We start from the raw sequence: 24,821 nt of genomic DNA, 5'->3' as shown, positions 1-24,821 counted from the left end.
GCGAAGTCGAAGTCGAAAACCGCCCCGGAACCGAAGTTGTTGACGCCAGCAGGGGCCAGGTCCTCAGTCACGCCCGGGTCCGTCGCGTACACGACGTTGTCCGGGATGATGCCGCTGCCGCCGCCCCCACCGCCGCCGGCGGTGCCGCTGAACCCGAAGTCGGTCAGCAGGAAGGTGAATTGATCCGGAGACGTGTTGGTACTCTCGAAGAGCAGGGCCGTCGCCGTACCGACACCCGTGAACTGGGTCAGGGCTATCGATACCTGGTACCAGCCGTTGCCGAGCAACGTCGAGTACTCTGAGGTGGTCAGGTCGATATCCACATAACCGCCGTTGTCGAGGAACCTCACCCGGATCAGGTCGTCCGGCATGCCCTTGACCTTGAAGTCGAGGGTTGCGAAACCCGCGGCAAAGCCCGCATCGAAGCCGACGATCGCAAACTGGGCGACGTTGGCGCCGTAGCCAGCGCCGCTGGTGACTGCGAACACCGGATTGAAGCCAGGATCGTCCGCGAAATTCGCGTTGAACACCGAGCCGGAGCCGAACGGTTCAAAGCCCGAGTAATCCACGCCAAACTCGAAATCCACCGGGACGGTGGGATCAGTCGCGAAGATCACGTTCTCGGGGATGATGGAGTCCGCGCTGTCCGCCGGTCCGAGCAATCCGCTGAACCCAATATCGGTCAGCAGAAACGTGAAAGATTCTGACGCGCCAGCGCCGGTCTCGAAGAGCAGTCCCGTCGCGGGGTCCACGCCCGTGAAGCTCGTAAGCGGGACAGATACCTGGTACCAGCCGTTGCCCAGGTCTGTAGCGAACGGGGAACTAGTGAGCACGATATCAAGATAGTCACCGCCATCGAGGAATCGAACCCGAATGACGTCGTTGTCGAGACCCTTCGCTTTGAAGTCAAGGGTCTCGTAAAGAGCCGCGAATCCCGGGGCGAAGCCGGTATACGCCAGCTGGGCGTTCCAGATGTCGTAGCCGAAACCGGTCGTGACCGCGAGCACCGGACTGAAATCGAGGTCGCCCCTGAAGTCGTCGTCGATAACCGCGCCGGAGCCGAATACAGTGATCTCGGCGTAATCGTCCGGGATCAAGAGGTCCGGGGCTCCCGCGCGGTCGTAAAGGGAGAACTCCGGCAAGACGCCCGGAGCGGCGGGAACGAAGGTGCCGGTGCCGCTGAGCCCGATGTCGTTCATCAACATCCGGAACTCCGTCGCTGAAGAGTCATCGCTCTCGAAGACGATGCCGGTCGCCTCGTCCGCTCCGGCGAAATCTTCCACCGGGATGGAGACCTGGAACCACCCGTCGCCGAGTTCCGAGGCGTAGGCGCTGCTGGTCAGGTTCAGGCGCAGCGCGTCGACGCCGTCGAACAGCTTGACGAAGATGACGAAGCCGGGCAGGCCCTTGACCTTGAAGTCGATCGTCTCGTACCGGGTCAGGAAGCCCTGCGGGAAGCCGATGAATCCAACCTGTGTGACGTTGGCGCCGTAGCCGGTGCCGCTGAAGACGGACAGCGCCGGGCTGTAGGTCTCGTCATCGGCGTAGTCCGGATCGATCACCGAGCCGGAGGCGAAGGCCGTACGCTCAGTGTAATCATCGGGTATGACCAGGTCGGGGGTGCCACCGCTGGTGTAGATGGCCGCATCCGGATCAATGTCGCCAGGGCCGCCGGAGCCTTCACAGCTTTCGCGCTGCGTAATGTCGTCGTAGTAGAAGGTCCAGTTGTCCGGATCCGTGTCCGCCTGGCCGAGCGTGCCGTTGTCGAAAATGATCGTCAGCGCGACGACGGGCGTGGGGACAGCCTGTCCCGTGAAGTCGAAGCAAAGCTCCTGCCAAGCACCGCCACCCGGATGATCCTCGTCAACGGTGAATCCGCCGGCGGGATTGCCCTGCTCCTCGAGCTTGAAGGAGACGGTGACCGGCCGCGGCGACCACACCTTCACCGTGTAGATCTCGCCCTCGCTGAAATCGATGGCCTCGCCGAGGTTCAGCAGTGTCCCGCCGAAGACCTCGTCGGGAAACTTCTGCATCCGCGCCACCCGATCACTGGTGTTGATCCCGCTCGGGTCGGGATTGTCGACGATGATCGTCGCACCACCATTGAAGTTGACGATTTCCGGAGCGGAACATGCGAGCTCGAAGTTGATCGGGTCGCAGAAATCCGGCGCAGTGGGCGGCAATGGCGTCGCCGGCGTATTGCCGATGGACTCAGGACCGTCCCCCGCGCCGCAGCCCGCGAGGACCAGGGCGGGAACGATCAGCGCCAGTTTGGGAAGCCGGCATACGTTAGCTAGTGCGTGCATAAACGAATTCTCTGCGTAACGTTATTGACAGGATTGTCCGCCAGGGCGCTGTGCGGCGTTTCGCGCGCATCCATCATGGGCCGACAATTTCGACGTTGATATTGTCGATGAACAGGTCGGACACACAGTCTGGAACACCGCCACAGATCGCCGATATCTCCAGCGTCAGCCCGTCAGCGACCTCCGCCGCCGTGCCCGCGCTCGTGAAGTTCAGCGGCCCAACCGTGGTCCAGTCCGCGGGGAAACCGTCGCCACCCTGGACCAGGTCGGTCTTCGTCACTCCGCCATTCGCCTGCTCGGAAAACACTTGGAAAGTGATCACGCCGCCGTTGGCCGCCGTGCCCCTCCAGTCGAACGTGACGCTGAACGTCTGGTTCGGCCCGATGACGCCGGCTCCGATCAGGGTCTGCTTGATCGTCGGGTTCCCCGGAGCCGTCACGTTCAGGTTGGCCGCCGGGCCGCCGTCCGAACCGCCGGTCGCGGCAATCGTCACGCTGCCGCCGTTATCGAAAGTCTCCCAGCCGTTGAAGCCATCGTCGAAACCGCCGTTCACGACCAGGCCGGTTCCGCCGCCGCCACCACCGCCGCTGGCTTCCGTCGAGAAGTAAACGTCGTCCACGTACAGCGTGCCGAAGGCCAAGCCGGCGCCGTCCCTCGGGTTCCAGAACCCGAGGTTGGCGGCAGCAGAAAAATCGGTCGCCGAGAAATCAGACAGCGGAATCGCATACGTCGCCCAGTTGCCCGACGTGGCCACCGGCGTGTAAGCCGACAAAGCCACGTTGGTACCGGACGCCCCCGCTCCAGGCGGCTCGATCTGGATCGTCAGGTCAGCGAAACCCGAGATTCCAGACGTGTCCACCGTGAAATTCAGCGTGTCGTAAGCAGTCAGATCGACACTGCCGAAATTCAACACCACGCCACCGAATGTGGAACCGCTGTCCTGGTAATCGATCGACAGAACAACGTCGCCCTCGAAGGCCGGGATGGCCGTGCTGGCCGGGTCGGCGATCGTGTTGTTGCCGCCGAAATCGATGCTGTTGGTGATGCTGGTCACCGCAATCGTCGACTCCGTCGCCGTCTCGGTGAAAACACCCGCAGTTCCAGCACCGTGATCTCCGCCGCCGCCGCCCGCGCTTCCACTGAACCCGAAGTCGGTCAGCAGGAAGGTGAATGGCGCAGCTGCCGTATCATCCGTCTCGAACAACAAGGCGGTGGCGGTCGCTGCGCCGGTCAGGTTGGCGATCGGCACTACCACCTGGTACCAGCCGTCGCCAAGCGAGGTGGAATAGGTAGACCCCGCGAGGTCGATGTCGAGGTAGTCGCCGTCGGGCAGCAGCTTCACCCGGATGAGGTCGTTGTTGAGGTTCTTCGCCTTGAAGACCAGCCTCTCGTAGGTGGCCGCGAATCCCTCGGAGAAGCCAACGATCGCGTACTGGCCGACCTGGGCGCCGTAACCGTTACCGGTCGTGACCCCGAAAACCGGGCTGAAGCTGGAGTCGAAGGTGACATTGTTGTTGAAGGTCGAGCCGGATCCGAAGGGCTCGAAGCCGGTGTAGTCGACGCCGAAGACCAGGTCGACGGTCTCGTTGGGGTCCGAAGCGTAGATGACGTCGTCCGGGATGATCCCCGGGGCGGCCGGGTCTCCCGCGGATTCCTCGCCAGAATAGACCCGGACCCAATCCACTTCCATCGTCGCCGGGAAGGGCGTCGATCCGTTGGGCGCGCCGGGCAGATTACCGCCCACCGCGAGGTTCAGCAAAATGTGGAAAGGCTGGTCGAAGGGGGCCGGATAAGGGGCAGCAGCCGACTCCCAGGAGTTCTGCACGCCGTACAAAATGCCGTTGAAATACCAGCGGATTTCGAACTCGTCCCATTCCAGGGCGTAGGTGTTGAACCCTCCCGTCACGTCCTCGGACGGAGTGTAGACGACCGTCGAGGACCGGTTCGCGGGGAACTCGCCACCGAAATGGATGGTGCCGAATATGTCGTTACCGCCGCCGAGGCCGCCGGGTCCTGGCTGGCCATCCAGGTTGACGGCCTCGAGGATGTCGATCTCGCCGGTCGCAGCCCAGCTGCCGTAAGGGCTGTCCTGGGACAGCAGCCAGAATGCCGGCCACAGGCCCTGGCCGGAGGGCAGCTTGATGCTCGCTTCGATGCGGCCGTATCTGAACGCGAACCGGTCGCGGGTGGTGATGCGAGCCGACGTATAGCCGAAATCGCCCACCGTCTCGCGGCGAGCGGTGATCTTGAGGATCCCGTTCTCCAGCTGCGCATTGTCGGGCAGATACCACTGCAACTCGTTGTTGCCCCATCCGGATGGCAGCCCGTTAATGCCGCCATCGCCGACGAAATTCGCGCCGTCGCCGGACTCGAAGAACCAGGTCTCGGGATCGAGCTGGGCGCCGTCGAATTCGTCGCTCCAGACGAGCGTCAGCAGGTCGCCATCGGCGACCGGATACGTGGTCGGTATCTCGAGCGTCGGATCGTCGACGTTGAAGTTGGTCCGGGTGGTGGTGTCCGCCACCGGGATCTGGATCGTGTCGACCTGCTCCAGTTGTTGGTCGCGGTCTTCGGCAGTACAGGCAGACAGCACGGCGAGCGTGGCCAGAGCTGCGACAAAACGTGGCAATCCTCGCGAACCGGGCATCATAGGGTGACCCTCTAGAACGGGAAGCCCGAAGGCTTAAGGCTGAAGTATTGAATGGCGCGTTCGCGCGTCTTGGAACCCGGGACCAGGCAGGTCCGCGGTTCTACCGGCGTCGAGGGCGCCCCGCGCCCGCCGCCGATGGATCCGTGCAGGAATGTCAACGCTGCCGGTGTGAGGGCAACGCGCGGCGGAACGCCGTTGGCAAATCTCATTAACTCCCCCGAAAAACGCCTCTAAACGCGAGGATGTTGTTCTGTGCGGATCTTCGGGGGTAAGGATTATCAGACGTTGACAGCGTTGTCAATTTCAGCCGGGCACGAGCCTATCTCCCGACGAAAGGCGTAGGAAGAGGCGTGAGCCTCGCGGCCCGAAGCCTGCGGTTCAGACGGCGTTCGCTGGCTCGCCCTCAGGCTGGCATCGCCGCGCCGTTCTTTCCTGCGCGGAACGCCGTCCGCGGCACGCAGCCGACTGGCGGATGCTGTCGTGCGCCACGGCCGGGGCCGGGAAGAACGAGGCAACAGCCGTCAGCCCGCCGAGGCTTAACGTGAATGGATCACGCTTGTTTCCAGCCTTATCTGACATGGCACTCTCCTTCTTCTTTGCTTCGGGTCTTCCGCTCGTGTTGCTGCGCAACATGCTCGTGAGCGCACTCTATGCAAGGGCACGCAAGACCACAAACGAAAAGATTTCAGTGCTGGGTTGAGAAAAAATCAGCGCGCAGTCACGAAGGTCTGGAGGATCCAGGAACGGAACCGTTCCAGGGATGCATCGCCTTCCGGTCCGACCAGGTAGTAACTGACGTTGGCGACCAGCTCCTTATCGAACAGGCGCACCACGCTCCCCTCCTCGAACCACAGGTTGCCGATCGGGATCGGCACCAGCGCCGCACCGATCCCGCGCTGTGCCGCGCGCACCACCGCGATCATCGAGTCGAGGCGGGTCACTTTCTGGTTGTCAGGCAACTCGATCCCCGCCGCTTCCGACCATTGCTTCCACGCGTTCGGGTAGGTCTCGTGGACAATGATCGGGAAGTCGCTGCAGATCTTGCCGCCTTTAACCACCATACTGCGCTGGAACTCCGGCGAGCCGGCCGGCGCCATCGTCAGCGGAAAGAGCAGGTCCGAGCGCATGTCGGCGGGCGGTGTCCGGAACAGGCGTATGGAGAGGTCGGCGTCGCCCGGGTGCCTCTCCGCGCTCTCGTCGCTGGTGCCCACCTTGATGTCGATCGTCGGATGCGTCGCCGTGAAGTCATGCAGCCGCGGTATGAAATACTCGCTGGCAAAGAACGGCTGTACCGAAATCCGGATCGAACTGCGCTCCGGGGCCTTCTTGTAACGCGCAACCATGGCGTCGAGTTGCTCGATCAGCGGGGTCACGTCTTCGTACAGCTGGGCGCCGACGCTCGACAGCTTCAGCTCGCGACCGCCACGTTCGAACAGCTGCTCGCCGAGCATTTCCTCCAGGTTCTTGATCTGGTGGCTGACCGCCGAAGCCGTGATGTGCAGCTCCTCGGCTGCAGTGCGGAAGCTACCGTAGCGCGCGGCCACACAGAAGGAGCGCAGCCCGCGCAGGGAAAACCGCGGATTGACGGGCATGTAACCTCAGTCTTTTGGCGGCGCAATCGCCTGGTCGATCGGGTACTTGGGCGTCCGGTCCACGTTGAACATGCCCCAGTGCTTTTCCGCACCAAGCGGTCGGCTCGGGTCGCCCTTCCATGGCTCGTCGAAGGCTTCGAAGATAAACACCGTCATCTGCTTGGCGCGCGCCCACTCGGTGAGCTCGCGCAGGTATCTGACCTGGTTTGCCACGTTGGCCTGTGCTGGGAACTCTTCCGCCACCGTGGCCCAGCCCGCCTCGAGGATGGCGATGGGATGCCCGGGCAAGGCGTTGCGCACCCGCTCGATATTCTCGATGGTGTAGGAGAGCCCCTCCTCGATCGGCTTGCCTTCCCATACCGGGTAGGTATGCACGCCGAGGAAATCGACTTCGACCGCCAGTGCGGCGCCGTCCTCCGCCCACCATTCATAGTTGTCGGCGACGGTCACCGGCTGCTCGATCGCCGCCTTGACCTGGCGCACGTAGGCGATGACACGCTCCACCGGGACCATGTGATCGTTCCAGCTCACCAGGGCCTCGTTGCCGACGTTTACGGCCACCACGATGTCCGCGAACTGGCGTGCCAGGTCGATGCCACGCTGGATCTCGTCCTGGTTGCGCAGCACGTTCGCCGCAAGTTCTTCCTCCGGGATGGGCTCGTCCAGCCACGGGCAACCCTCGTGGTTGCTGATCTCGGCATTCAGCCAGATACCTTGCAGCACCTTGATCGGCAGTGCGTGCTCCCGGATGAGTTCCAGTGTCACCAGGGCATTCTCACCCGTGTCGTAGAGCCGGATCAGGCGCAGGTCATGCGCCACCAGGATCTGCAGGTCTTCGAGGATTTCTGCCCTGGAGGGATTCACCGCGCCGTTGCCACGGTCCGGATGCTGCCCCTCGCGAAACCCTGAATAGGCGATGGCGATGGGTTCACCGGCCAGCAGGTAAGAATAGGCCTCGTCGCTCATATGCCCGTCATCGCTTGCATTTGCATCCCCAGTCACGGGCGCCGGGGCGCCCAACATCATGCTCGCGAACACGGTCGCGATTGCCTGCCGAAATTTCATCTCAATCTGCTCCCAGCACGCGGAAACTGACCCCAAGGTCGGCATCTGAACTGCCGCCAATCCAGGCGTGGAACTCTCCGGGCTCGGTCATGCGCCGCATTGCGCGCCCGAAGAAAGCGAGGTGCTCGGTGTGCAGGTCGAACTTCACCTGCACCGACTCCCCCGGCTCGACCCTGACGCGCCGGAAGCCTTTCAGCTCGCGCACCGGCCGGGTCGCGCTGCCCACCAGGTCGCGCACATAGAGCTGGACCACCTCGTCGGCCGCGACCGCGCCGTGATTGGCCAGCTGGACACTGACGCCCAGGGTTTCCCCGACCCGGATCTCGTCGGCGTCGAGCCGGATGTCCGAGTAGCGGAAATCCGCGTAGGACAGCCCGAAGCCGAACGGAAACAGCGGACGGTAGCCCGCATCGAGGTGGAAGGCGGTCATGCCCAGCGACGTCTGGGGCGCGTACGGGTCGATGGCGTCGATGTGCACCACCTGGTCCGGCGTCGGCGGCTTGCCGGTATTCTTCTGGCTGTAATAGATGGGCACCTGGCCGACCATGCGCGGGAACGTGGCCGGGAGCTTGCCCGATGGCGATTCGCGGCCGAACAGCAGGTCGGCGATGGCCGGCCCGCCCATAGTGCCCGGGTGCCATGCGAACAACAGGGCGTCCACCTCATCCACGATGTCGGTCAAGGTCAGGGGCCGGCCGGCCATGATCACGGCCACCAGCGGCTTGCCGGCCCGCCGCAGGCGCCGCACGAGGTCGACCTGGTCGCCCGGCAGGCCGATGTCGGCACGGGAATGGGCCTCGCCGGAGAGGATCGCCTCCTCGCCCAGGAAGACGATGGTGGCGTCCGCGTCGCGCGTAGCCGCGAAGGCATCCTCGAACTCCGGACCGGCCCGGCTGCGCGAGTGGGCCATGGCCGGCACATGACGTAACTCGGTTCCCGCGCCTAGCAGCGTGCGGAGTGACTGCAGGGGCGTGACGGTGTCGGCCGCAAGGCCGTCAAAGGTCCAGGTCCCGAGCTGTTCATGCGGCGCGTCAGCCAGCGGGCCGATCACGGCCACCGAGCGCAGGCGCTCACTGCACAAGGGCAGCGTGCCGTCCCTATTCCGCAGCAGGACGATGCTCTGCAGAGCCGCGCGCCGCGCCGTCTCCAGCGCAGTCCCGTCGAGCAACGGCGGGAAATCCGCTGGATCAGTGTAAGGATTATCGAACAAACCGAGGCGGAACTTGAGGTCCAGTATGCGGGCCACGGCACTATCGAGAAGATCCATGCCGACCCGACCCTGCTCGACGAGGTCGGCGAGGTGGTTGCGGTAAGCGTCCCCCTCCATTTCCATGTCGACGCCGGCCAGCACTGCGGACTGGGCCGACCGGGCATCGTCCTCGGTCAATCCGTGGATGCTGAGCTGGCGTACGGAGTCCCAGTCGCTGACGATCACGCCCGCGAAACCCCATTCGTCACGCAGCACCTGGCGCAGCAGGAACTCGTTACCTGTGGCCGGCACGCCATTCAGATCGCAGAACGAAGGCATCAAGGTGGACACGCCCGCAGCCACTGCGGCCTCGAACGGAGGGAAATAGACGTTGCGCAGCTCGATCTCGGGGATGCTCGTGGTGGCGTAGTCGCGTCCGCTCTCCGCCGCACCGTAGCCCGCGAAATGCTTGGCGCACGCCGCGATCGCGCCTGGCGCCGAGAGATCGACATCCTGGAACCCATGCACCATCGCCTCGGCCAGGCGGCTGGTGAGAAAGACGTCCTCGCCAAAACTCTCCGCAATACGGCCCCAGCGCGGATCGCGTGCGATGTCGATCATGGGGGCGAAGGTCCAGTTGATGCCGGCGGTCGCGGCTTCGTGAGCGGACACCCGGGCGCACTCCGAGACCAAGGCAGGATTCCAGGTCGCGGCCAGTCCCAGGGGCAGGGGCATGATGGTCCTGAAGCCGTGAATCACGTCGCGGCCGACCAGTAACGGAATGCCGAGCCGGCTCTCCTCCACGGCGATGCGCTGCAGTTCATTGACCACGCTCACGTCGACCACGTTGATCACGGCCCCGACCCGTCCGGCACGCAGGTCTTCGCGGAGATAGTCCGCCGGATGTCCCTCGCTCGCATTGCGCTGCCACATCTGGCCGATCTTCTCGGCCAGGGTCATTTTTTCAAGCAACAACTGGACTTGCTGCGCGATCGGCACGGCATCGCTTGTTGGCTTCGGGCTGGCAGAGTTCATGTTGATCGGGCGGCTCAGGAGGTAGGGACTTTTAGCAACGTTTGACAGCGCTGTCAATTTGGCAGACTATCGGGCAGGAGTCCGGCTGCCACCTGGGGATCGCAGCCACGGGATAAAAAAATGCCGCATTACCAGACCGCTCCCGAAGACCGGATCCCGTTCGCGCACAAGGTGATTTACGGGTCCGGGGCCTTCGTCAACAACCTTCTCGCCGCAGCCATCGGCGGCATGATCATCGTGTTGAACCTCGGGCTCGGCATGAACCCGGCCCTGGTAGGACTCGTCGCGGCCCTGCCCCGCCTCACCGACGCGTTCACCGACCCGCTGATGGGCTACATCTCGGACAACACGCGCTCGCGCTGGGGACGGCGCAGGCCTTACATCTTCTGTGGCGCCATCCTTTCGGGCCTGTTCTTCGCCCTGCTGTGGCAGTTGCCGGTCGGCAAGAGCGAGACCTTTTACTTCTGGTACTTCCTCGCCGGCTCCGTGATCTTCTATCTCGCCTACACCATGTTTGCTACGCCCTGGGTGGCGCTCGGCTACGAGCTGACGCCGGACTACCACGAGCGCACGCGGCTGATGGGCACGCAGAACTTCATCGCACAGCTGGCCTACGTCGTCGCGCCGTGGTTCCTCCTCATCATGCAGAAGGAAGAGTGGTTTGACGGCATGGTCGACGGGGCTGCGGGGCTGGCCATCATCATTGGCGTCTTTGCAGCTGTCGTCGGGATTCTCCCGGCCATCTTCCTGCGCGAGCGCGTCAGCGCCGACATCGCCAACAGTTGCGGCGACATCGAGCCGCCCAAGGAGACACTGGCCGTTGCCATGCTGCGCAACATGAAGTGCTTCCTGAAGGGCTTCGCCACGTCGCTCAAGTTCAAACCCTTCGTCAAGCTCTGTGTGGCCACGTTCCTCGTCTTCAACGGCTTCATGCTGATCGCCTCGTTCCAGTTCTACGTCATCATTTACTACGTCTCCGGCGGCGACACCGTGGACGGCGCCAAGTGGGCCGGACTGGCGGGTACCGTCGGCGCGGTTTCCACTTTCGCGGTCATCGTCCTGGTGACCTGGATCGGCACCCATCTCGGCAAGCGCAAGACCTTTTTCCTGGCGATCGGCGTCTCCATCCTTGGCTACGCGTCCAAGTGGTTCTGTTACAACCCGGAGATTCCCTGGCTGGTGGTGCTGCCCGCGCCGCTGATGGCGTTCGGCCTTGGCGCCCTGTTCACCCTGATGCCTTCCATGATCGCGGACGTCGTTGACGCGGACGAACTGGAAACGTACGAGCGCCGCGAGGGCATGTACGGCTCCATTTTCTGGTGGATGGTGAAGCTCGGCATGGCGGCCGCCCTGGCCGGCGGCGGCTTCCTGCTCAACGCCACCGGCTTCGACGAAGCACTGGGTGGCGCCCAGACCGAGCGCACCATCACCCTGATGCGGATGTGTGACGCCTTTATCCCGTGCATCACGTCGGCGATCGCGATCTACTCTATCTATACTTTCTCCATCACTGAGCAGAGGGCCCACGAGATCAGGACCCAACTGGAAACCCGGCGCGGCGCGCCGGGAGCGCTCGCGCCCGCAACGGCATAGCCACAAGGACCGGCGCCGCAGCCAGGCGGCAAGAAGACAAGCCATGGAAAGCATGTCGAACGCAGCACTCGCCTCCTGGGACAACGCAGGGGATGAGGGCCGCGTGCTCGCAACTCTCGATCGCTGGCGCAACGACCCGACGCACCTGGTCCAAGTGCTGCGCGAGGTCCAGGAACACCTCGGCTGGCTGCCGCCCCCGGCCCTCTCGCTGGTCGCACGCAAGCTGGTACTGCCGCTCGCGGCGGTGCGCGGCGTGGCCGGTTTCTACGCCTTCCTGCACACCGATCCTGCAGGCCGCTACCAGGTCCTGTTCTCCGACAACATCACTGACCGCATGCAGGGCAGCGAGCGCCTCATGGAGAGCTTCTGCAGCCAGCTCTGGGTCGAGCCGGGCAAGGTCTCGGAGGACGGCCTGGTCCGGGTGGACCGCACCTCCTGCACCGGGTTGTGCGACCAGGGACCGGGCCTGCTGGTGAATGGATGGGCAATCCCCGGGGCGTCGCCGGAGCGGCTCGCCGTGGTGCGTGAGCTGATCCTGGAAAACCGGCCGCTCGAGGACTGGCCGCACGAGCTGTTCGAGATCGCGGACAATGTACGACGCCGGCATGTCCTCCTCGGCAGTGACCTGCGCCCCGGGGAAGCAGTGCGCGCGGCACTGGAACGCGCCGCTGCGGTGGGGCGCGAGCTGGCCGCCAACGAGCGCTCCTGGCGCGAGGGCATCCCTGGCGACTCGCAGGGCCCGCTGGCGGTGCTGCGGGAGATCGAACTGTCCGGCCTGCGCGGCCGCGGCGGCGCCGGTTTTACCACCGGGGCGAAGTGGTCGGCCTGCCGAGCGGCACCCGCCCACACACGCTACGTCGTCTGCAATGCGGACGAGGGCGAGCCCGGGACATTCAAGGATCGCGTGTTGCTGTCCTCCCACGCCGACCTGCTGTTCGACGGCATGACGGTGGCCGCATTCTGCGTCGGCGCCAGCGAAGGACTGCTCTACCTGCGCGGTGAATACCGCTACCTGCTCGAGTCGCTGGAAGCCGTGCTGGAACGGCGCCGTGCCGCCGGCCTACTCGGCCACAACGTCCTCGGGCGCAACGGTTTCGATTTCGACATCCGCATCCATGTCGGCGCCGGTTCCTACGTGTGTGGCGAAGAGTCGGCCCTGCTGGAATCGATGGAGGGGCGCCGCGGCATCCCACGCAACCGGCCGCCCTACCCGGTCACGGCGGGTTATCTCGGCCAGCCGACCATCGTGAACAACGTCGAGACCCTGTGCGCCGCGGCCCTGGTGGCCGTCCACGGCGGCGAGTGGTTCCGTTCCATGGGCACGCCGCGCTCGAGCGGCACCAAGATCCTTTCGGTGGCCGGCGACTGTGCACGACCGGGACTTTATGAATACCCCTTCGGCGTCACTGTCGCGGAAGTGCTGGCGGATTGCGGCGCCGAGCGTACGCTAGCCGTGCAGGTGAGCGGGCCTTCCGGCCACTGTATCGATGCCGGCGAGTTCGACCGCCGGATCGCGTTCGAGGACCTTCCCACTGCCGGCGCCTTCACCATATTCGACGACAGCCGCGACATGTTCGAGGTGGCGCGGAACTACGTCGATTTCTTCGTCCACGAGAGCTGCGGCTTCTGCACGCCCTGCCGCGTCGGCACCAGCATCCTGCAGGGGATCATGGCCAAGATCGGCAGGGGTCGCGGCAGCCTGCACGAGATCGAGGAAATGACCCGCCTCAACCAGGTCTTGCAGATGTCGGCCCACTGCGGCCTTGGTCACACTGCCTGCAACCCCGTGGTCGACACCCTGAAGCGCTTTCGCCCGGCCTTCGAACGCCGCTTGCAGTCGCTCCGCTTCGCGCCCGATTTCGACCTCGACGGCGCGCTCGCCGCGGCCCGCCGGGCGACCGGCCGCGACGATCCCGGGGCCTACCTGGAACAGGAAACATGAGCAAACGGCCCACTTTCATCCTCGACGACCAAGAGGTGCCCTTCGAGCCGGGGCAGACCGTGCTGCAGGCGGCACTGGCGGCGGGGCGCTACATTCCCCACCTGTGCTACCACCCCGAGTTCCGTCCCCATGGCAGTTGCAAGGTCTGCACCGCGCGCGTCGACGGCCGCATGATGGCGGCCTGTACCACGCCGGCGTCGCCGGGCATCAACGTGGAGAGCGAAACCGAGGAGCTGAACGACTTGCGGCGCATGCTGGTGCAGATGTTGTTCGCGGAAGGGAATCATTTCTGCCCTTCCTGCGAGGCCAGCGGCAATTGCGTGTTGCAGGCCCTGGGCTACGACCTCGGCGTGCTCACCGCCGGGTTCCGCCACATGTTCCCGGTGCGCCCGGTGGACGCGTCGCACCCGGACATCCTGCTGGATTTCAACCGCTGCGTGCTGTGCGAACTGTGCGTGCGGGCCTCGAACGAGGTGGACGGCAAGGGCGTGTTCGCCCTGTCCGGCCGCGGCATAGACAAGCACCTGGTGGTCAACGCCGAGTCGAATCAGCTCGCGGACACCGACATCGCCCTGGACGACAAGGCGATGGAAGTGTGCCCGGTCGGCGTGATCCTGAAAAAGCGCGTCGGCTTCGCCGTGCCGATTGGTGAGCGCCGCTACGACCGCGCCCCCATCAGCGCCCAGGCGCTGGCCGATGCGCCGCGGTCGCCGGAGCACAAGAAATGAGCGCCGCACCTCCCCGCAAGCTGAAAGTCGCCACCACCTCGCTGGCGGGTTGCTTCGGCTGCCACATGTCCCTGCTGGATATCGATGAGCGCCTCTTCCCGCTGCTGGACAAGATCCAGTTCGACCGCTCACCACTGACCGACATCAAGCACTGCGGCAAGTGCGATATCGGCATCATCGAAGGCGGGGTCTGCAATGCGGAGAACGTCCGCGTGCTACAGGAGTTCCGCGCCAACTGCCGTATCCTGGTGGCGATCGGCGCCTGTGCGGTGACCGGCGGGCTACCCGCCCAGCGCAATCACCTCGACCTCGGGCTGTGCCTGCAGGAGGTCTACGAAACCGAGCCGAGCCTCTCCAAGGGCTGCATTCCGGACGATCCCGAGCTGCCGCTGCCGCTCGACAAGGTCCATCCGCTGCACGAAGTCGTCAAGGTCGACTACTTCATCCCGGGTTGCCCGCCGTCGGCCGATGCGATCTGGAGCTTCCTCACCGACCTGATTGCCGGCCGCACGCCGCGGCTCGGCCATGGACTGATCAGTTATGACTGAAGCCAATTCCCTGGAAACCGATCGCACGCCCGGCCTGAAGCGGGTCGTCATCGAGACGCTCTCCCGCGTCGAAGGTCACGGCAAGGTCACGCTGCTGCTGGACGAGGAGGGCCACGTCCGCCAGGCGCGCCTGCATATCGTGGAGTTCCGCGGCTTCGAGAAGTTCATCCAGGGACGGCCCTACTGGGAAGTCCCGGTGATGGTGCAGCGCCTGTGCGGCATCTGCCCGGTCAGCCACCACCTCGCCGCCTCCAAGGCCATGGACCTGGTCGTCGGCGTGGACCAGTTGACGCCCACAGCCGAGAAAGTCCGGCGCCTGATGCACTACGGGCAGATCCTGCAGTCCCACGCCCTGCACTTCTTCCACCTGTCCTCGCCCGACCTGCTGTTCGGCTTCGATTCCGACGTCGCGCGAAGAAATATCGTCGGGGTGGCTGCGGCGCATCCCGACCTGGCGCGACGGGGCGTCCTGCTGCGCAAGTTCGGCCAGGAAGTGATCCGTGTCACCGCCGGCAAGCGTATCCACGGCACCGGCTCTGTCCCCGGTGGCGTCAATCGCAGCGTGCCGCCGGCCGAGCGCCGCACCCTGCGCGAGCAATGCACCCAGGTGATCGAATGGAGCCGGGAGGCCGTGCACCTGGTCAAGCGGCTGTTCGAACAAAACCTGGAGCAGTACCGCGATTTCGCCACCTTCCCCTCGCACTCGCTGGCGCTGGTGCGGGCCGACGGGGCCATGGACCTGTACCACGGCGGGTTGCGGGCCCTGAGCGCCGGCGGTGAAACGCTGTTCGATCATGCCGATTACTGTGAGTACTGGGAGCGCATCCTCGAGGACGTGAAACCCTGGTCTTACATGAAATTTCCTTTCCTGCGCGAACTCGGCCCCGAGGACGGCTGGTACCGGGTCGGGCCGCTGACGCGTGTGACCGGCTGCGACTTTATCCCCTCCCCGCTTGCCGAACAGGAGCGCCGCGACTTCCTGGCCTTCGACAATGGCAGCGCGGCGCGCGCGACGCTCGGTTTCCACTGGGCGCGGATGATCGAGATGCTGCATGCCGCCGAGGTCATTGCCAGCCTGCTGGCGGACGACGATGTCTGCGGGGATGACCTCATGGCGTACGGTGAACGGCGGCGCCGTGGCGTGGGCGTCATCGAGGCCCCGCGCGGCACGCTGATCCATCATTACCGCGTGGACGAGCACGACCAGGTGGTGCGCGCCAACCTGATCGTCTCCACGACGCACAACAACGAGGCCATGAACCGCGCCATCCGTGCCGTCGCGCGTCGCTACCTGGACGGCCGCACGCTCACCGAGGGCCTGTTGAACCACATCGAAGTCGCCGTGCGCGCCTTCGATCCCTGCCTCTCCTGCGCCACCCACGCGCTCGGCAAGATGCCGCTGGCCGTCGAGCTGGCGGATGCCGACGGCAACGTGATCGACAGCCTGCGGCGGGACGGAGGATGAGCGCCCCCGTCGTCGTGTTCGCGGTCGGCAACCCGAGCCGCGGCGACGATGCGATCGGGCCCGCACTCGCGGCCCGTCTCGAGGCGGAGGACCTGGCAGAGGTCGAAGTCGTGGTGGATTTCCAGCTCCAGGTCGAGCACGCACTCGACCTCGACGGCAGGGACCTGGCGATCTTCGTCGATGCCGCCGTTGGCGTGGATCCGCCCTATGACTTGAAGCAGGTCCGCCCGAGCCGCGATCGCAGCCACACCAGCCACGCCCTGTCGCCCGCGGCGGTGCTCGAGACCTTCGAGCGCTGCACCGGCAAGGCGGCGCCGCCGGCCTGGGTGCTGGCCGTGCGCGGCGAAAGCTTCGAGCTCGGCACCGAGCTGTCGGCGGCGGCCCGGGCCAACCTCGAGGCTGCATGGCACATTCTTCGGGCACTCAGCGCCGGCCCGGCGCTCGGGCCCTGAAGCACCATCGCCCGAACCCCGAGCTCCGTCAGGGCACGTATTCCCGTCGCATCCGCAGCACCACGTTGAAGGAAATCGACACCCGCAGCTTGTCAGAGAGGTTCGGGTGCACGAGGTGATGCAGGAAAGCCGGCCAGACCAGGATCTCCCCTGCGCTCGGCAGGATGCGGTGCTCCGGATCCACCTGGGGATCGCCGCGGATGGCCAGCATGTTCGCCTGTGGCCGCGGGTCGTAGAAGCTGATGGCGCCCGGATTGCGGTCGGACCGCCCCGGTAGCGCCTTGGCCTCAGGCACCTGCACGTAGTAGGTGCCGCTGAGCCAGGAATGCGGGTGGTTGTGCAGGTTGTGATAATCGCCGAAACGGTTCACGTTGCCCCAGGCCTGCACGTAGAAATCCAGCTCGTAGTCGACGCCGGCCGCCCTGGCGTAATCCAGCACCGCCCGGTTCACGCAACTCTTCAGCCAGCCGACGACGGGATGCGCAAGGTCGAACAGGTTCCCGGAAAGGTAATCGGTGGTGAAGTCGGCCTTGCCCTCGTCCATGTCCGCGAGGAGTTTTACCAGGTGCGGATTGGCCTGCGCCGCGCCGGGCAGGCGATGGCGCAGCATCAGCGTCGGCCACAGCTGCCTTATTTCGGGCGCATCCTTTCTGGCGTCACTCAATGCCTTCGCACTCCGGGCTCAACGAAGCCTGCTGGCCGGCAGTCTACCGCGACCAGGAGCACCAGCGAACAGTCGTCCGGCGATGTCCGGAGGACGTCAGTTGAGAGATACCTTAATTTAGCGTATGCCGATATATTGCCCGAACCCGCCCTGCTGTCGACACCAGTGGTAGTTTTGCTGCGAAAGACCGTGCTGTGATCGACACGAAGGAGCCCCGATGCCGAAACGACTGCCCTACCGCGCTACCACTGCCAGCGGCAACCAGTTCGAGTTCGAATTCCCGCTGCACCCCGAGACCGGCTCCGCCGTGCACGTCGCCAATCTCCTCGACGCCGTGCTGGCGACGCTCGATCGCGAGATTGGCCAGGCGGGCGCCGTGAGCAACGGCGACGTGCTCCAGGCTGTAGCGATGGCGCTGGCGGTCAGGACACGGATGCTGCCCGGAGATCCCGCGCAGCTTGGGAAGCTTGCCTCCGAGCTCCTCGCTGGTGCATTGTCCGCTCCTGTTGAGCCCGCGGCCGGCAACCTGCCGCCCGGACAGCCGCGGGACGTGCACTAGCCGCGGAGAACAACATGAACACAACCGCATCGCCCGCCACGAGCCAGAAGACCCCGTTGCACCTTTGGATCGTCGGCACACTCGCCCTGCTCTGGAACGCGGTCGGCGCATTCGACTATGTGGCCACCCAGCTCCGCCTGGAGGGCTACATGAGCCAGTTCAGCCAGGAGCAGTTGGACTATTTCTATGCCTTCCCGGCCTGGGCGGTAGCCGCCTGGGCCATCGCGGTGTGGTTTGCCCTGTTTGGCTCGCTCGCCCTGCTGTTGCGGCGGCGGCTTGCATACCTCCTGTTCACCGTTTCACTCGTGGCGATGATCGTGAGCACGGTGCACAGCTTCGCGCTGTCTGATGGCGCCGAAATGATGGGCAGCGGCGGCGTCGCCTTCTCGGGCCTGATCGTGCTCGTCGGCATCCTGCTGGTGTGGTACAGCAAGTCGATGACCACGCGCGGCCTCCTGCGCTGAGGCCGGTCGGCAGCGGAACCTGGTGGTCGCGCTCGCGTCCAATCCGTGGGGCGGAATGACGCCGATGCATTACAATGCGCGACCGGGTCGCGCGGCACCCGACAATACAGCCATCGAGGTAGTCTCATGTACAAGATTCCGGCACTCATCCTGGCACTGCTCGGGCTCCTCGCAGCACCGTTCGCTGCGGCCGAGACGATTCCCGCCGAGCAGATGTTCGGCAAGGCGTTGGTGCGCTCGGTGGCCATCTCGCCGGACGGCAAGCACCTGGCCTTCACCTTCGAGGAGGACACCGAGGTCAAGCTTGGCGTCATGGAGCGGGAGAGCAAGAAGATCCTTACGTCCTTCGGCTTTGGCAAGAACATGCATGTCACCAGTTTCGGTTGGGCCAGCGATTCCCGTCTGGTGATGAGCGTCAACGAAGTCACCGGAAGTCTCGACCGAGTCTTCGCCCGGCGCCCGCCCTCGCTGTATGCCGCCAATATCGATGGCACGCAACGGGAGCAGATCTTCGAAGCGGGGTTCTCCGGTTACCAGGTGCTCGATAACCTGCCGGACGACCCGCGGCACATCCTGATCGCGCGCTATCATTTCGGCGACGACGGTGAACCCAAGGGCAATCTGCTGGACATCTACGACGGCGACCTGACGTTTCTCGATGATCAGCCGCTCGACCCGGACATGGCCGGCCTGGTGGCGGACAACGACGGCAACCTGCGCGGCGCCGTGGCGGTCAAGGTCGGCGACACGCTCGACGACGTCGACATCCGGCTGTACGTCAAGAAGGAGGGTAAGTGGGAGACGGTGGACCTTCCCAGCCAGCGTCCCCGGCCCATGGTGAATTTCATGGGATTCTCGGCCGACAACACCCAGATCTATTTCTCCTCTAACCACGACATGCCACAGAACGACACGATGGGCGTGTTCCGCTACGACTTCGCAACCGGCGACATTGAACTCATGTTCCGCGACGACGAGTCCGACGCGCGGGGCCTGCTGTACACCCCGGGCCGCAAGGTCCTCGGCGCCTACAGCGAGTTCGGGCCGGCGAACTATGCCCTGTTCGACGACCAGGTGGAGGCGCTGCCCAACGAGGCCGGACTGCTGGTCGGGCTGCTCAACGCCTTCCCGGAGGACGACGTCTTCATCACTTCCACGACGCGCGACGGCCGGCTCTCCACCCTGGCCGTGACCGGCGACCGGCGGCCGCCGGAGTTCTTCCTGTTCGACAGCGAAGCGCGCAAGGTCGAATTCCTCTCCTCCTCCCATCCCGACATCGACAAGGACAAGCTGGTTCCCATGGAGCCGGTGCGGATCACCGCGCGGGACGGACTCGTGCTGCATGCGCTGCTGACGCGGCCGAAGGACGCCAAGAAGAAGCTGCCGCTCATCGTCAACGTGCACGGCGGTCCCTTCGGCATTTACGACTCTTGGGGTTTCAACAACGAGGCCCAGTATTTCGCCCAGCACGGCTACGCCACCCTGCAAGTCAACTTCCGCGGTTCCGGCAACCGCGGGACGGACTTCCAGCAGGCCGGCTGGCGCGAGTGGGGCGGCAAGATGCAGGACGACGTCACCGATGCGACGCGCTGGGCCATCGAGCAGGGCATCGCCGATCCCGACCGCATCTGCATCTACGGCGGCAGCTACGGCGGTTACGCCACCCTGATGGGCGTAGTCAAGGAGCCCGACCTCTATGCCTGCGGCGTGGGCTATGTCGGCGTTTACGACTTGACCTGGTTCCGCGAAGGCGACGGCTCGGACTTTTCGCGGAATTTCGGGCGTGAATCGCGCGAGAATTTCGAGCGCTTCATGAACTCGGCGGTCGGCCCGACGCCCGAGTCGCTGCGCCCGTACTCGCCGGTCCACCACGTGGAGAAGATCAAGGCCGAGCTGTTCATCGTTCATGGTGAAGACGACGTGCGCGTGCCCGTCGGTCACTCCTACCGCCTGCGCGAAGCGCTCGACAAGATCGGCAAGGACTACGAGTGGATGATCAAGGAGGGCGAGGGCCACGGCTTCTACCAGGTACCGAATCGCGTGGACCTGTACGAATCCATGCTCGCCTTCTTCAACAAGCACATCGGGCCGGGCGGCCCGTCTACCGGCGACGCTGCCGCTTCCGGTCAGTAGGCGGAACCCGGCGCCCCCGGAGTGATGCCTGACTTCGCGGCCTGGCTGACGCGCCTGCAGGAAACACCGTGGCTCGAGACCACGGTGTTTCTTGCGGGCCTCGTGGCTCTCGCCCTCGTCGCCGACTGGCTGACCCGGCGGGTGCTGTTGCGCCTGATCAGCCAGGGCGTCAGGGCTTCCTCGACCCGCTACGACGATGCGCTGCTCGGGCGCGGCGTTATTTCACGCCTGGCGCACGTTGTGCCGGCGTTGGTCGTCTACCTGGGCATCCCCCACGTCCCCGGGGTCCCCGAAGCCGTGGCGACGGTCACGCGCAACGTCGCCAACGCCTACATGATCCTCACCGTGGCCCTGGCCTTCGGCAACCTGCTGAACGCCCTGGGCGACATCTACGAGGCGGCGAACCCGGTGCGGGCCCGCAACAAGCCCATCAAGGGCTACCTCCAGCTGGTGAAGATCATCGTCTTCATCTTCACCGGCATCCTCATCCTCGCCGTGCTCGTCGACCGCTCGCCCCTGTTGCTCCTCTCCGGCCTGGGCGCGATGACTGCCGTGCTGCTGCTGGTCTTCAAAGACACCATCCTGTCCTTCGTCGCCTCCGTGCAGCTCTCGAGCCAGGACATGCTGCGCGTGGGCGACTGGCTGGAAATGCCGGCGTTGAATGCCGACGGCGACGTAGTAGACATCGCCCTGCACACGGTCAAGGTGCAGAACTGGGACAAGACGATCACCACCATCCCGACCTGGCGGCTGATCAACGAGAGCTTCAAGAACTGGCGTGGCATGACCGAGTCCGGCGGCCGTCGCATCAAGCGTGCGCTCTACATCGACCAGGGCTCGATCCGCTTCCTCACCGACGAAGAGCGCGACCGCATGCGGCGCTTCGCCCTCATCGACGCGTATCTCGATCGCAAGAAGAAAGAGCTGGAGGACTACAACCAGCGCCTCCTGGCCGAAGGGCGCGACCCGGTCAACACGCGCCGGGTGACGAACATCGGCACCTTTCGCGCCTACGTGGGCGCCTACCTGGAAGCGCATCCGCGCATCCATCCGGGACTGACGCGGATGGTGCGCCAGCTGCAGCCGGGGCCGGAGGGCTTGCCGCTGGAGATCTATTGTTTCACCAGCACCACGGCATGGGCCGAGTACGAGAGCATCCAGGCGGACATCTTCGATCACCTGTACGGCATCCTGCCGGAGTTCGGACTCAAGGTGTTCCAGGCGCCTGCCGGTACTGACATCCGCCGCGCGCTGGCGACGTCCGATGCAGGCTGAACGCGCCCGCGCCGGGCTGGGCGCGCTGTGCGCGGTCGTGCTGCTGAATCTGGCGTTCGCGGCACCGGTGCAGGCGCTTGACGCGCGACAGGCCAGGGCACCCTCCATCGGCCTCGCACTCGGCTCAGGGGGCGCCGGCGGCCTGGCCCACATCGCCATGCTCGGCGTGTTCGACGAGCTCGGGCTGAAGCCTGCGGCCATCGCAGGGACCAGCATCGGCGCGGTCATGGGCGCCTTGTACGCCGGCGGGCTGGATGCCGCCGAGATTCGCGCCGTGTTCGAGGAATTCGGCGGCTCACGTCTCGACATGCTCTCAGGGCTGTTGGAGGCGGACGTTGGGGACGGGATCGCGGGCCTGTTGCAGACGGACCTGATCAATGGTGCGGTGCTCGATATCGACGGTTTTCTCGAGTTCCTGGGCGGCAAGATCGAGGCGCGCACCTTCGCTGAACTCGATATCGAGCTGGCTGTCGTCGCCACCGACTACTGGAGCGGAGAGATGCGCGTCATCCGCGAGGGCGAGCTGTTTCCCGCGCTTGCCGCCAGCATGGCGGTACCGGGACTGTTCGCCCCGGTGCAGCGCGGGGATGACCTCCTGATCGACGGTGGCACCTCGAACCCCCTGCCTTTCGACCTGCTGCAAGGCCGCTACGACGTTGTCGTAGCGGTCGACGTGTCAGGCTCGCGGCGCCGCGGAGATGCGCAGGAGCCCGGCATGCTCGACGTGCTGTTCAAGAGTTTCGAGATCATGCAGGGATCGCTGATCTCGCAACGTCTCGCGGATCACTCGCCGGACATCTACATCAAGGTCGACACCAGCGGCGTCAGGCTGCTCGATTTCAATCGCATCGACGAGGTGCTCAGGCAGGCCCGTCCTGCCGCCGAGGAACTCCGCCGCAAGCTCGACGCACATAAGTCGCCAGAGAGCTCACCCTAGACCCGACCCCGCACGCTGCCTGCGCGGGCCGCGCCGAACTGCTATCCTGTTGCGGTTAAATTCGCATCTCACGGTCGCGTACCCATCTCTTCAGTTCTGCTTCCAACAGCCGTGCGGGTCCCGTCCACGCCAGTGGAATGAACGAGACTCCAGCTGCAGACAAGCTGGTCATCGAGGATCTCTACAAGATCTTCGGCCCGGAACCCGAGCAGGCCCTGCGCCTGCTCGACCAGGGCCTGTCGAAAGATGAGATCTTTGCGCAGACCCGCACGACCGTCGGCGTGCAGGGGGCCAACTTCAGTATCCGCGAGGGCGAAGTCTTCGTCGTCATGGGGCTGTCCGGCTCCGGCAAGTCCACGCTGGTGCGCATGCTGAACCGCCTCATCGAGCCCACCCGCGGGCGCGTGCTCCTCGACGGCGAAGACATCACGCAGATGAGCCGCAAGGCGCTGATCGACATGCGTCGGCGCCAGATGAGCATGGTGTTCCAGTCCTTTGCGCTCATGCCGCACAAGACCGTAGTCGACAACGCGGCTTTTGGTCTCGAGGTGTCCGGCAGTTCCCGCGACCAGCGGCGTGAGCGGGCACTCAAGGCGCTCGACACGGTCGGCCTCCTCCCCTTCGCGGACAGCTATCCGGACGAACTCTCCGGCGGCATGAAGCAACGTGTCGGCCTGGCGCGCGCATTGGCTACGGACGCCCCCATCCTGCTGATGGACGAGGCTTTCTCGGCGCTGGATCCGCTCATCCGCACCGAGATGCAGGACGAGCTGGTGCGCCTGCAGCAGCAGGAGGCGCATACCATCGTGTTCATCTCGCACGACCTGGACGAGGCCATCCGCATCGGCGATCGCATCGCCATCATGGACGGCGGCGCGGTAGTGCAGATCGGCACGCCCGAGGAAATCGTCACCCGCCCCGCGAACGAGTACGTGCGCTCCTTTTTTTACGGCGTCGATGTCGCCAAGGTGTTCAACGCCGGCGACATTGCCGAGAACAAGGCTTTGACGGTGTTCGAGCGGCCCGGCGTGAACGTGCGCGCGGCGCTCGCCCAGTTGCGCGACCACAATCGGAACCTGGCGGTTGTGCTCGACCGCGGCCGCAAGTTCCGTGGCCTGGTCAGCGTCAATACGCTGGCGGCCGCGGAACGCTCCGGCAGCGAACCGAAGTGGGACGAGGCCTTCATACCGGGCGTCGAGCCGGCAGCGGAGGAAATGGAATTGTCGGCGGTGTTGTCCATCGTGGCCGGCAGCGAGCATCCGGTGCCGGTGGTCGATGCGGACGGCGTGTACCGCGGCATCATCGACCGGAAGATCCTGCTGCAAACGCTCGACAAGGCAGGCTGAGACATGGCGAGCACGACTGAAACCTTTCGCATCCCCATCGGCGACTGGGTCGAGCGCGGGGTCGAGTGGATCCAGGACCACCTCACCGGGGTGCTCGACGGCATCTCCGACGGCCTCACCTTCGTCATCGATGCCTTCGAGGACGGCCTGCTCGCCCTTCCGCCCCTGGCGCTGGCGGCCGCCATCGTGGCGCTGGCCGCGTGGCGGGTGGGCTGGCGCTTCGGCATCTTCGCCGTACTGTCCATGACGCTGATTTTCGGCATGCAGATCTGGGACGAAACCGTGTCCACGCTCGCGCTGGTGATTGGCTCGAGCCTGCTGGCCCTTGTTGTCGGCATCCCCATCGGCATCGCCATGGCTCGCAACGATGCGGTCGAAATGCTGGTCCGGCCCGTCCTCGACTTCATGCAGACCATGCCCCCCTTCGTCTACCTCATTCCCGCGGCGATTTTCTTCGGCCTGGGCAAGGTCCCCGGCGCGATCGCCACGCTGATCTTCGCCATGCCGCCGGCGGTGCGGCTGACCAACCTCGGCATCCGCCAGGTGAGCGAGGAGAATGTAGAAGCCGGTCTCGCCTTCGGCTGCACGCCGCGCCAGCTGCTGTTCAAAGTGCAACTGCCCCTGGCGATGCCCACCATCATGGCGGGCGTCAACCAGACCATCATGCTGGCCCTGTCCATGGTGGTCATCGCATCCATGATCGGCGCCGGCGGCCTCGGCAACACCGTGCTCACCGGCATCCAGCGCCTCGACGTCGGGCTCGGCTTCGAGGGCGGCCTCGGCGTGGTGCTGCTGGCCATCCTGCTGGACCGCATCACCCAGAGCTTCGGCGCGGCGCGCCGTGACGCGCCCTAGGCCAATCCGCACGCAACGATTTC

General features: G+C 65.1%; 19 protein-coding genes. 13 read left to right on the top strand and 6 right to left on the bottom strand.

Going from position 1 to position 24,821, the window contains the following annotated elements; genetic code table 11:
• The 5 genes from G8346_RS01570 to G8346_RS01550 all read right to left on the bottom strand — a co-directional run.
• On the bottom strand, window positions 1–2,306 hold a 2,306-nt coding region (locus G8346_RS01570; protein ID WP_206202526.1), incomplete at its 3' end, for a hypothetical protein.
• A gap of 73 nt (window positions 2,307–2,379) precedes the next feature.
• A complete protein-coding gene (locus G8346_RS14605; RefSeq protein ID WP_206202525.1) occupies window positions 2,380–4,956 on the bottom strand; it encodes a family 16 glycosylhydrolase in 2,577 nt (858 codons plus the stop codon).
• Between the two features lie 707 nt (window positions 4,957–5,663).
• A complete protein-coding gene (locus G8346_RS01560; RefSeq protein WP_166047535.1) occupies window positions 5,664–6,548 on the bottom strand; it encodes a LysR family transcriptional regulator in 885 nt (294 codons plus the stop codon).
• A 6-nt stretch (window positions 6,549–6,554) separates the two neighbouring features.
• On the bottom strand, window positions 6,555–7,514 hold the full coding sequence (locus G8346_RS01555; RefSeq protein ID WP_166047533.1) for a glycosyl hydrolase family 17 protein: 960 nt from the start codon (window positions 7,512–7,514) through the stop codon (window positions 6,555–6,557).
• Between the two features lie 100 nt (window positions 7,515–7,614).
• Window positions 7,615–9,837, bottom strand: coding sequence for a glycoside hydrolase family 3 N-terminal domain-containing protein (locus G8346_RS01550; RefSeq protein WP_166047531.1), 2,223 nt, complete (start codon window positions 9,835–9,837; stop codon window positions 7,615–7,617).
• A gap of 120 nt (window positions 9,838–9,957) precedes the next feature.
• On the opposite strand from G8346_RS01550, the gene G8346_RS01545 reads away from it, so the two are divergent.
• From G8346_RS01545 to G8346_RS01520, 6 genes are read left to right on the top strand one after another with little or no spacing between them, the layout of a single operon-like run.
• Window positions 9,958–11,430 (top strand): MFS transporter, encoded by a 1,473-nt coding sequence (locus G8346_RS01545; protein WP_166047529.1) that lies wholly within the window; start codon window positions 9,958–9,960, stop codon window positions 11,428–11,430.
• 52 nt (window positions 11,431–11,482) lie between these two features.
• Window positions 11,483–13,372, top strand: a complete 1,890-nt coding sequence (locus G8346_RS01540; RefSeq protein ID WP_166047527.1) for an NAD(P)H-dependent oxidoreductase subunit E — start codon at window positions 11,483–11,485, stop codon at window positions 13,370–13,372.
• Window positions 13,369–14,100, top strand: coding sequence for a 2Fe-2S iron-sulfur cluster-binding protein (locus tag G8346_RS01535; protein WP_166047525.1), 732 nt, complete (start codon window positions 13,369–13,371; stop codon window positions 14,098–14,100). Before G8346_RS01540 ends, G8346_RS01535 begins: the two co-directional genes overlap by 4 nt.
• On the top strand, window positions 14,097–14,648 hold the full coding sequence (locus tag G8346_RS01530) for an NADP oxidoreductase (RefSeq protein ID WP_166047523.1): 552 nt from the start codon (window positions 14,097–14,099) through the stop codon (window positions 14,646–14,648). The genes G8346_RS01535 and G8346_RS01530 overlap by 4 nt, the downstream gene beginning before the upstream one ends.
• Window positions 14,641–16,113, top strand: coding sequence for a Ni/Fe hydrogenase subunit alpha (locus G8346_RS01525; protein ID WP_166047521.1), 1,473 nt, complete (start codon window positions 14,641–14,643; stop codon window positions 16,111–16,113). Before G8346_RS01530 ends, G8346_RS01525 begins: the two co-directional genes overlap by 8 nt.
• The gene (locus G8346_RS01520; protein WP_166047519.1) at window positions 16,110–16,565 is read left to right on the top strand and encodes a hydrogenase maturation protease; all 456 of its coding nucleotides are present in this window, start codon (window positions 16,110–16,112) and stop codon (window positions 16,563–16,565) included. The genes G8346_RS01525 and G8346_RS01520 overlap by 4 nt, the downstream gene beginning before the upstream one ends.
• Before the next feature lie 28 nt (window positions 16,566–16,593).
• Here G8346_RS01520 and G8346_RS01515 read toward each other — a convergent pair whose 3' ends face one another.
• Window positions 16,594–17,229 (bottom strand): TIGR02466 family protein, encoded by a 636-nt coding sequence (locus G8346_RS01515; RefSeq protein WP_206202524.1) that lies wholly within the window; start codon window positions 17,227–17,229, stop codon window positions 16,594–16,596.
• Window positions 17,230–17,446: 217 nt separating this feature from the next.
• Here G8346_RS01515 and G8346_RS01510 point away from each other — a divergent pair, with 217 nt between their 5' ends.
• The 7 genes from G8346_RS01510 (at window position 17,447) to G8346_RS01480 (ending at window position 24,798) form a co-directional block, all read left to right on the top strand.
• The gene (locus G8346_RS01510; RefSeq protein WP_166047517.1) at window positions 17,447–17,788 is read left to right on the top strand and encodes a hypothetical protein; all 342 of its coding nucleotides are present in this window, start codon (window positions 17,447–17,449) and stop codon (window positions 17,786–17,788) included.
• Between the two features lie 14 nt (window positions 17,789–17,802).
• Window positions 17,803–18,252 carry a hypothetical protein gene (locus tag G8346_RS01505; protein ID WP_166047515.1) on the top strand — a complete coding sequence of 150 codons (450 nt, stop codon included), beginning with the start codon at window positions 17,803–17,805 and terminating at the stop codon, window positions 18,250–18,252.
• Between the two features lie 126 nt (window positions 18,253–18,378).
• Window positions 18,379–20,385 carry a S9 family peptidase gene (locus G8346_RS01500; RefSeq protein ID WP_166047513.1) on the top strand — a complete coding sequence of 669 codons (2,007 nt, stop codon included), beginning with the start codon at window positions 18,379–18,381 and terminating at the stop codon, window positions 20,383–20,385.
• 24 nt (window positions 20,386–20,409) lie between these two features.
• Window positions 20,410–21,660, top strand: a complete 1,251-nt coding sequence (locus G8346_RS01495; RefSeq protein ID WP_166047511.1) for a mechanosensitive ion channel family protein — start codon at window positions 20,410–20,412, stop codon at window positions 21,658–21,660.
• Window positions 21,650–22,597 (top strand): patatin-like phospholipase family protein, encoded by a 948-nt coding sequence (locus G8346_RS01490; RefSeq protein ID WP_166047509.1) that lies wholly within the window; start codon window positions 21,650–21,652, stop codon window positions 22,595–22,597. Before G8346_RS01495 ends, G8346_RS01490 begins: the two co-directional genes overlap by 11 nt.
• A gap of 137 nt (window positions 22,598–22,734) precedes the next feature.
• Window positions 22,735–23,943: a glycine betaine/L-proline ABC transporter ATP-binding protein ProV gene (proV, locus tag G8346_RS01485; protein WP_166047507.1), complete on the top strand. Its 1,209-nt coding sequence runs from the start codon at window positions 22,735–22,737 to the stop codon at window positions 23,941–23,943.
• A 3-nt stretch (window positions 23,944–23,946) separates the two neighbouring features.
• Complete coding sequence (locus G8346_RS01480; protein WP_166047505.1) at window positions 23,947–24,798, top strand: proline/glycine betaine ABC transporter permease; 852 nt, start codon at window positions 23,947–23,949, stop codon at window positions 24,796–24,798.
• Window positions 24,799–24,821 lie beyond the last annotated feature (23 nt).

The sequence above is a fragment of the Thioalkalivibrio sp. XN279 genome (assembly GCF_011089885.1).
Classification (GTDB): Bacteria; Pseudomonadota; Gammaproteobacteria; order Steroidobacterales; family XN24; genus XN24.
This window is presented reverse-complemented; position numbering and strand designations above follow the sequence as displayed.

Bases quoted from the DNA above. Each gene is read 5' to 3' on its own strand.
- G8346_RS14605 (WP_206202525.1), bottom strand. From the start codon at position 4,956: ATGATGCCCGGTTCGCGAGGATTGCCACGTTTTGTCGCAGCTCTGGCC.
- G8346_RS01560 (WP_166047535.1), bottom strand. From the start codon at position 6,548: ATGCCCGTCAATCCGCGGTTTTCCCTGCGCGGGCTGCGCTCCTTCTGT.
- G8346_RS01555 (WP_166047533.1), bottom strand. From the start codon at position 7,514: ATGAGCGACGAGGCCTATTCTTACCTGCTGGCCGGTGAACCCATCGCC.
- G8346_RS01550 (WP_166047531.1), bottom strand. From the start codon at position 9,837: ATGAACTCTGCCAGCCCGAAGCCAACAAGCGATGCCGTGCCGATCGCG.
- G8346_RS01545 (WP_166047529.1), top strand. From the start codon at position 9,958: ATGCCGCATTACCAGACCGCTCCCGAAGACCGGATCCCGTTCGCGCAC.
- G8346_RS01540 (WP_166047527.1), top strand. From the start codon at position 11,483: ATGTCGAACGCAGCACTCGCCTCCTGGGACAACGCAGGGGATGAGGGC.
- G8346_RS01535 (WP_166047525.1), top strand. From the start codon at position 13,369: ATGAGCAAACGGCCCACTTTCATCCTCGACGACCAAGAGGTGCCCTTC.
- G8346_RS01530 (WP_166047523.1), top strand. From the start codon at position 14,097: ATGAGCGCCGCACCTCCCCGCAAGCTGAAAGTCGCCACCACCTCGCTG.
- G8346_RS01525 (WP_166047521.1), top strand. From the start codon at position 14,641: ATGACTGAAGCCAATTCCCTGGAAACCGATCGCACGCCCGGCCTGAAG.
- G8346_RS01520 (WP_166047519.1), top strand. From the start codon at position 16,110: ATGAGCGCCCCCGTCGTCGTGTTCGCGGTCGGCAACCCGAGCCGCGGC.
- G8346_RS01510 (WP_166047517.1), top strand. From the start codon at position 17,447: ATGCCGAAACGACTGCCCTACCGCGCTACCACTGCCAGCGGCAACCAG.
- G8346_RS01505 (WP_166047515.1), top strand. From the start codon at position 17,803: ATGAACACAACCGCATCGCCCGCCACGAGCCAGAAGACCCCGTTGCAC.
- G8346_RS01500 (WP_166047513.1), top strand. From the start codon at position 18,379: ATGTACAAGATTCCGGCACTCATCCTGGCACTGCTCGGGCTCCTCGCA.
- G8346_RS01495 (WP_166047511.1), top strand. From the start codon at position 20,410: ATGCCTGACTTCGCGGCCTGGCTGACGCGCCTGCAGGAAACACCGTGG.
- G8346_RS01490 (WP_166047509.1), top strand. From the start codon at position 21,650: ATGCAGGCTGAACGCGCCCGCGCCGGGCTGGGCGCGCTGTGCGCGGTC.
- proV (WP_166047507.1), top strand. From the start codon at position 22,735: ATGAACGAGACTCCAGCTGCAGACAAGCTGGTCATCGAGGATCTCTAC.
- G8346_RS01480 (WP_166047505.1), top strand. From the start codon at position 23,947: ATGGCGAGCACGACTGAAACCTTTCGCATCCCCATCGGCGACTGGGTC.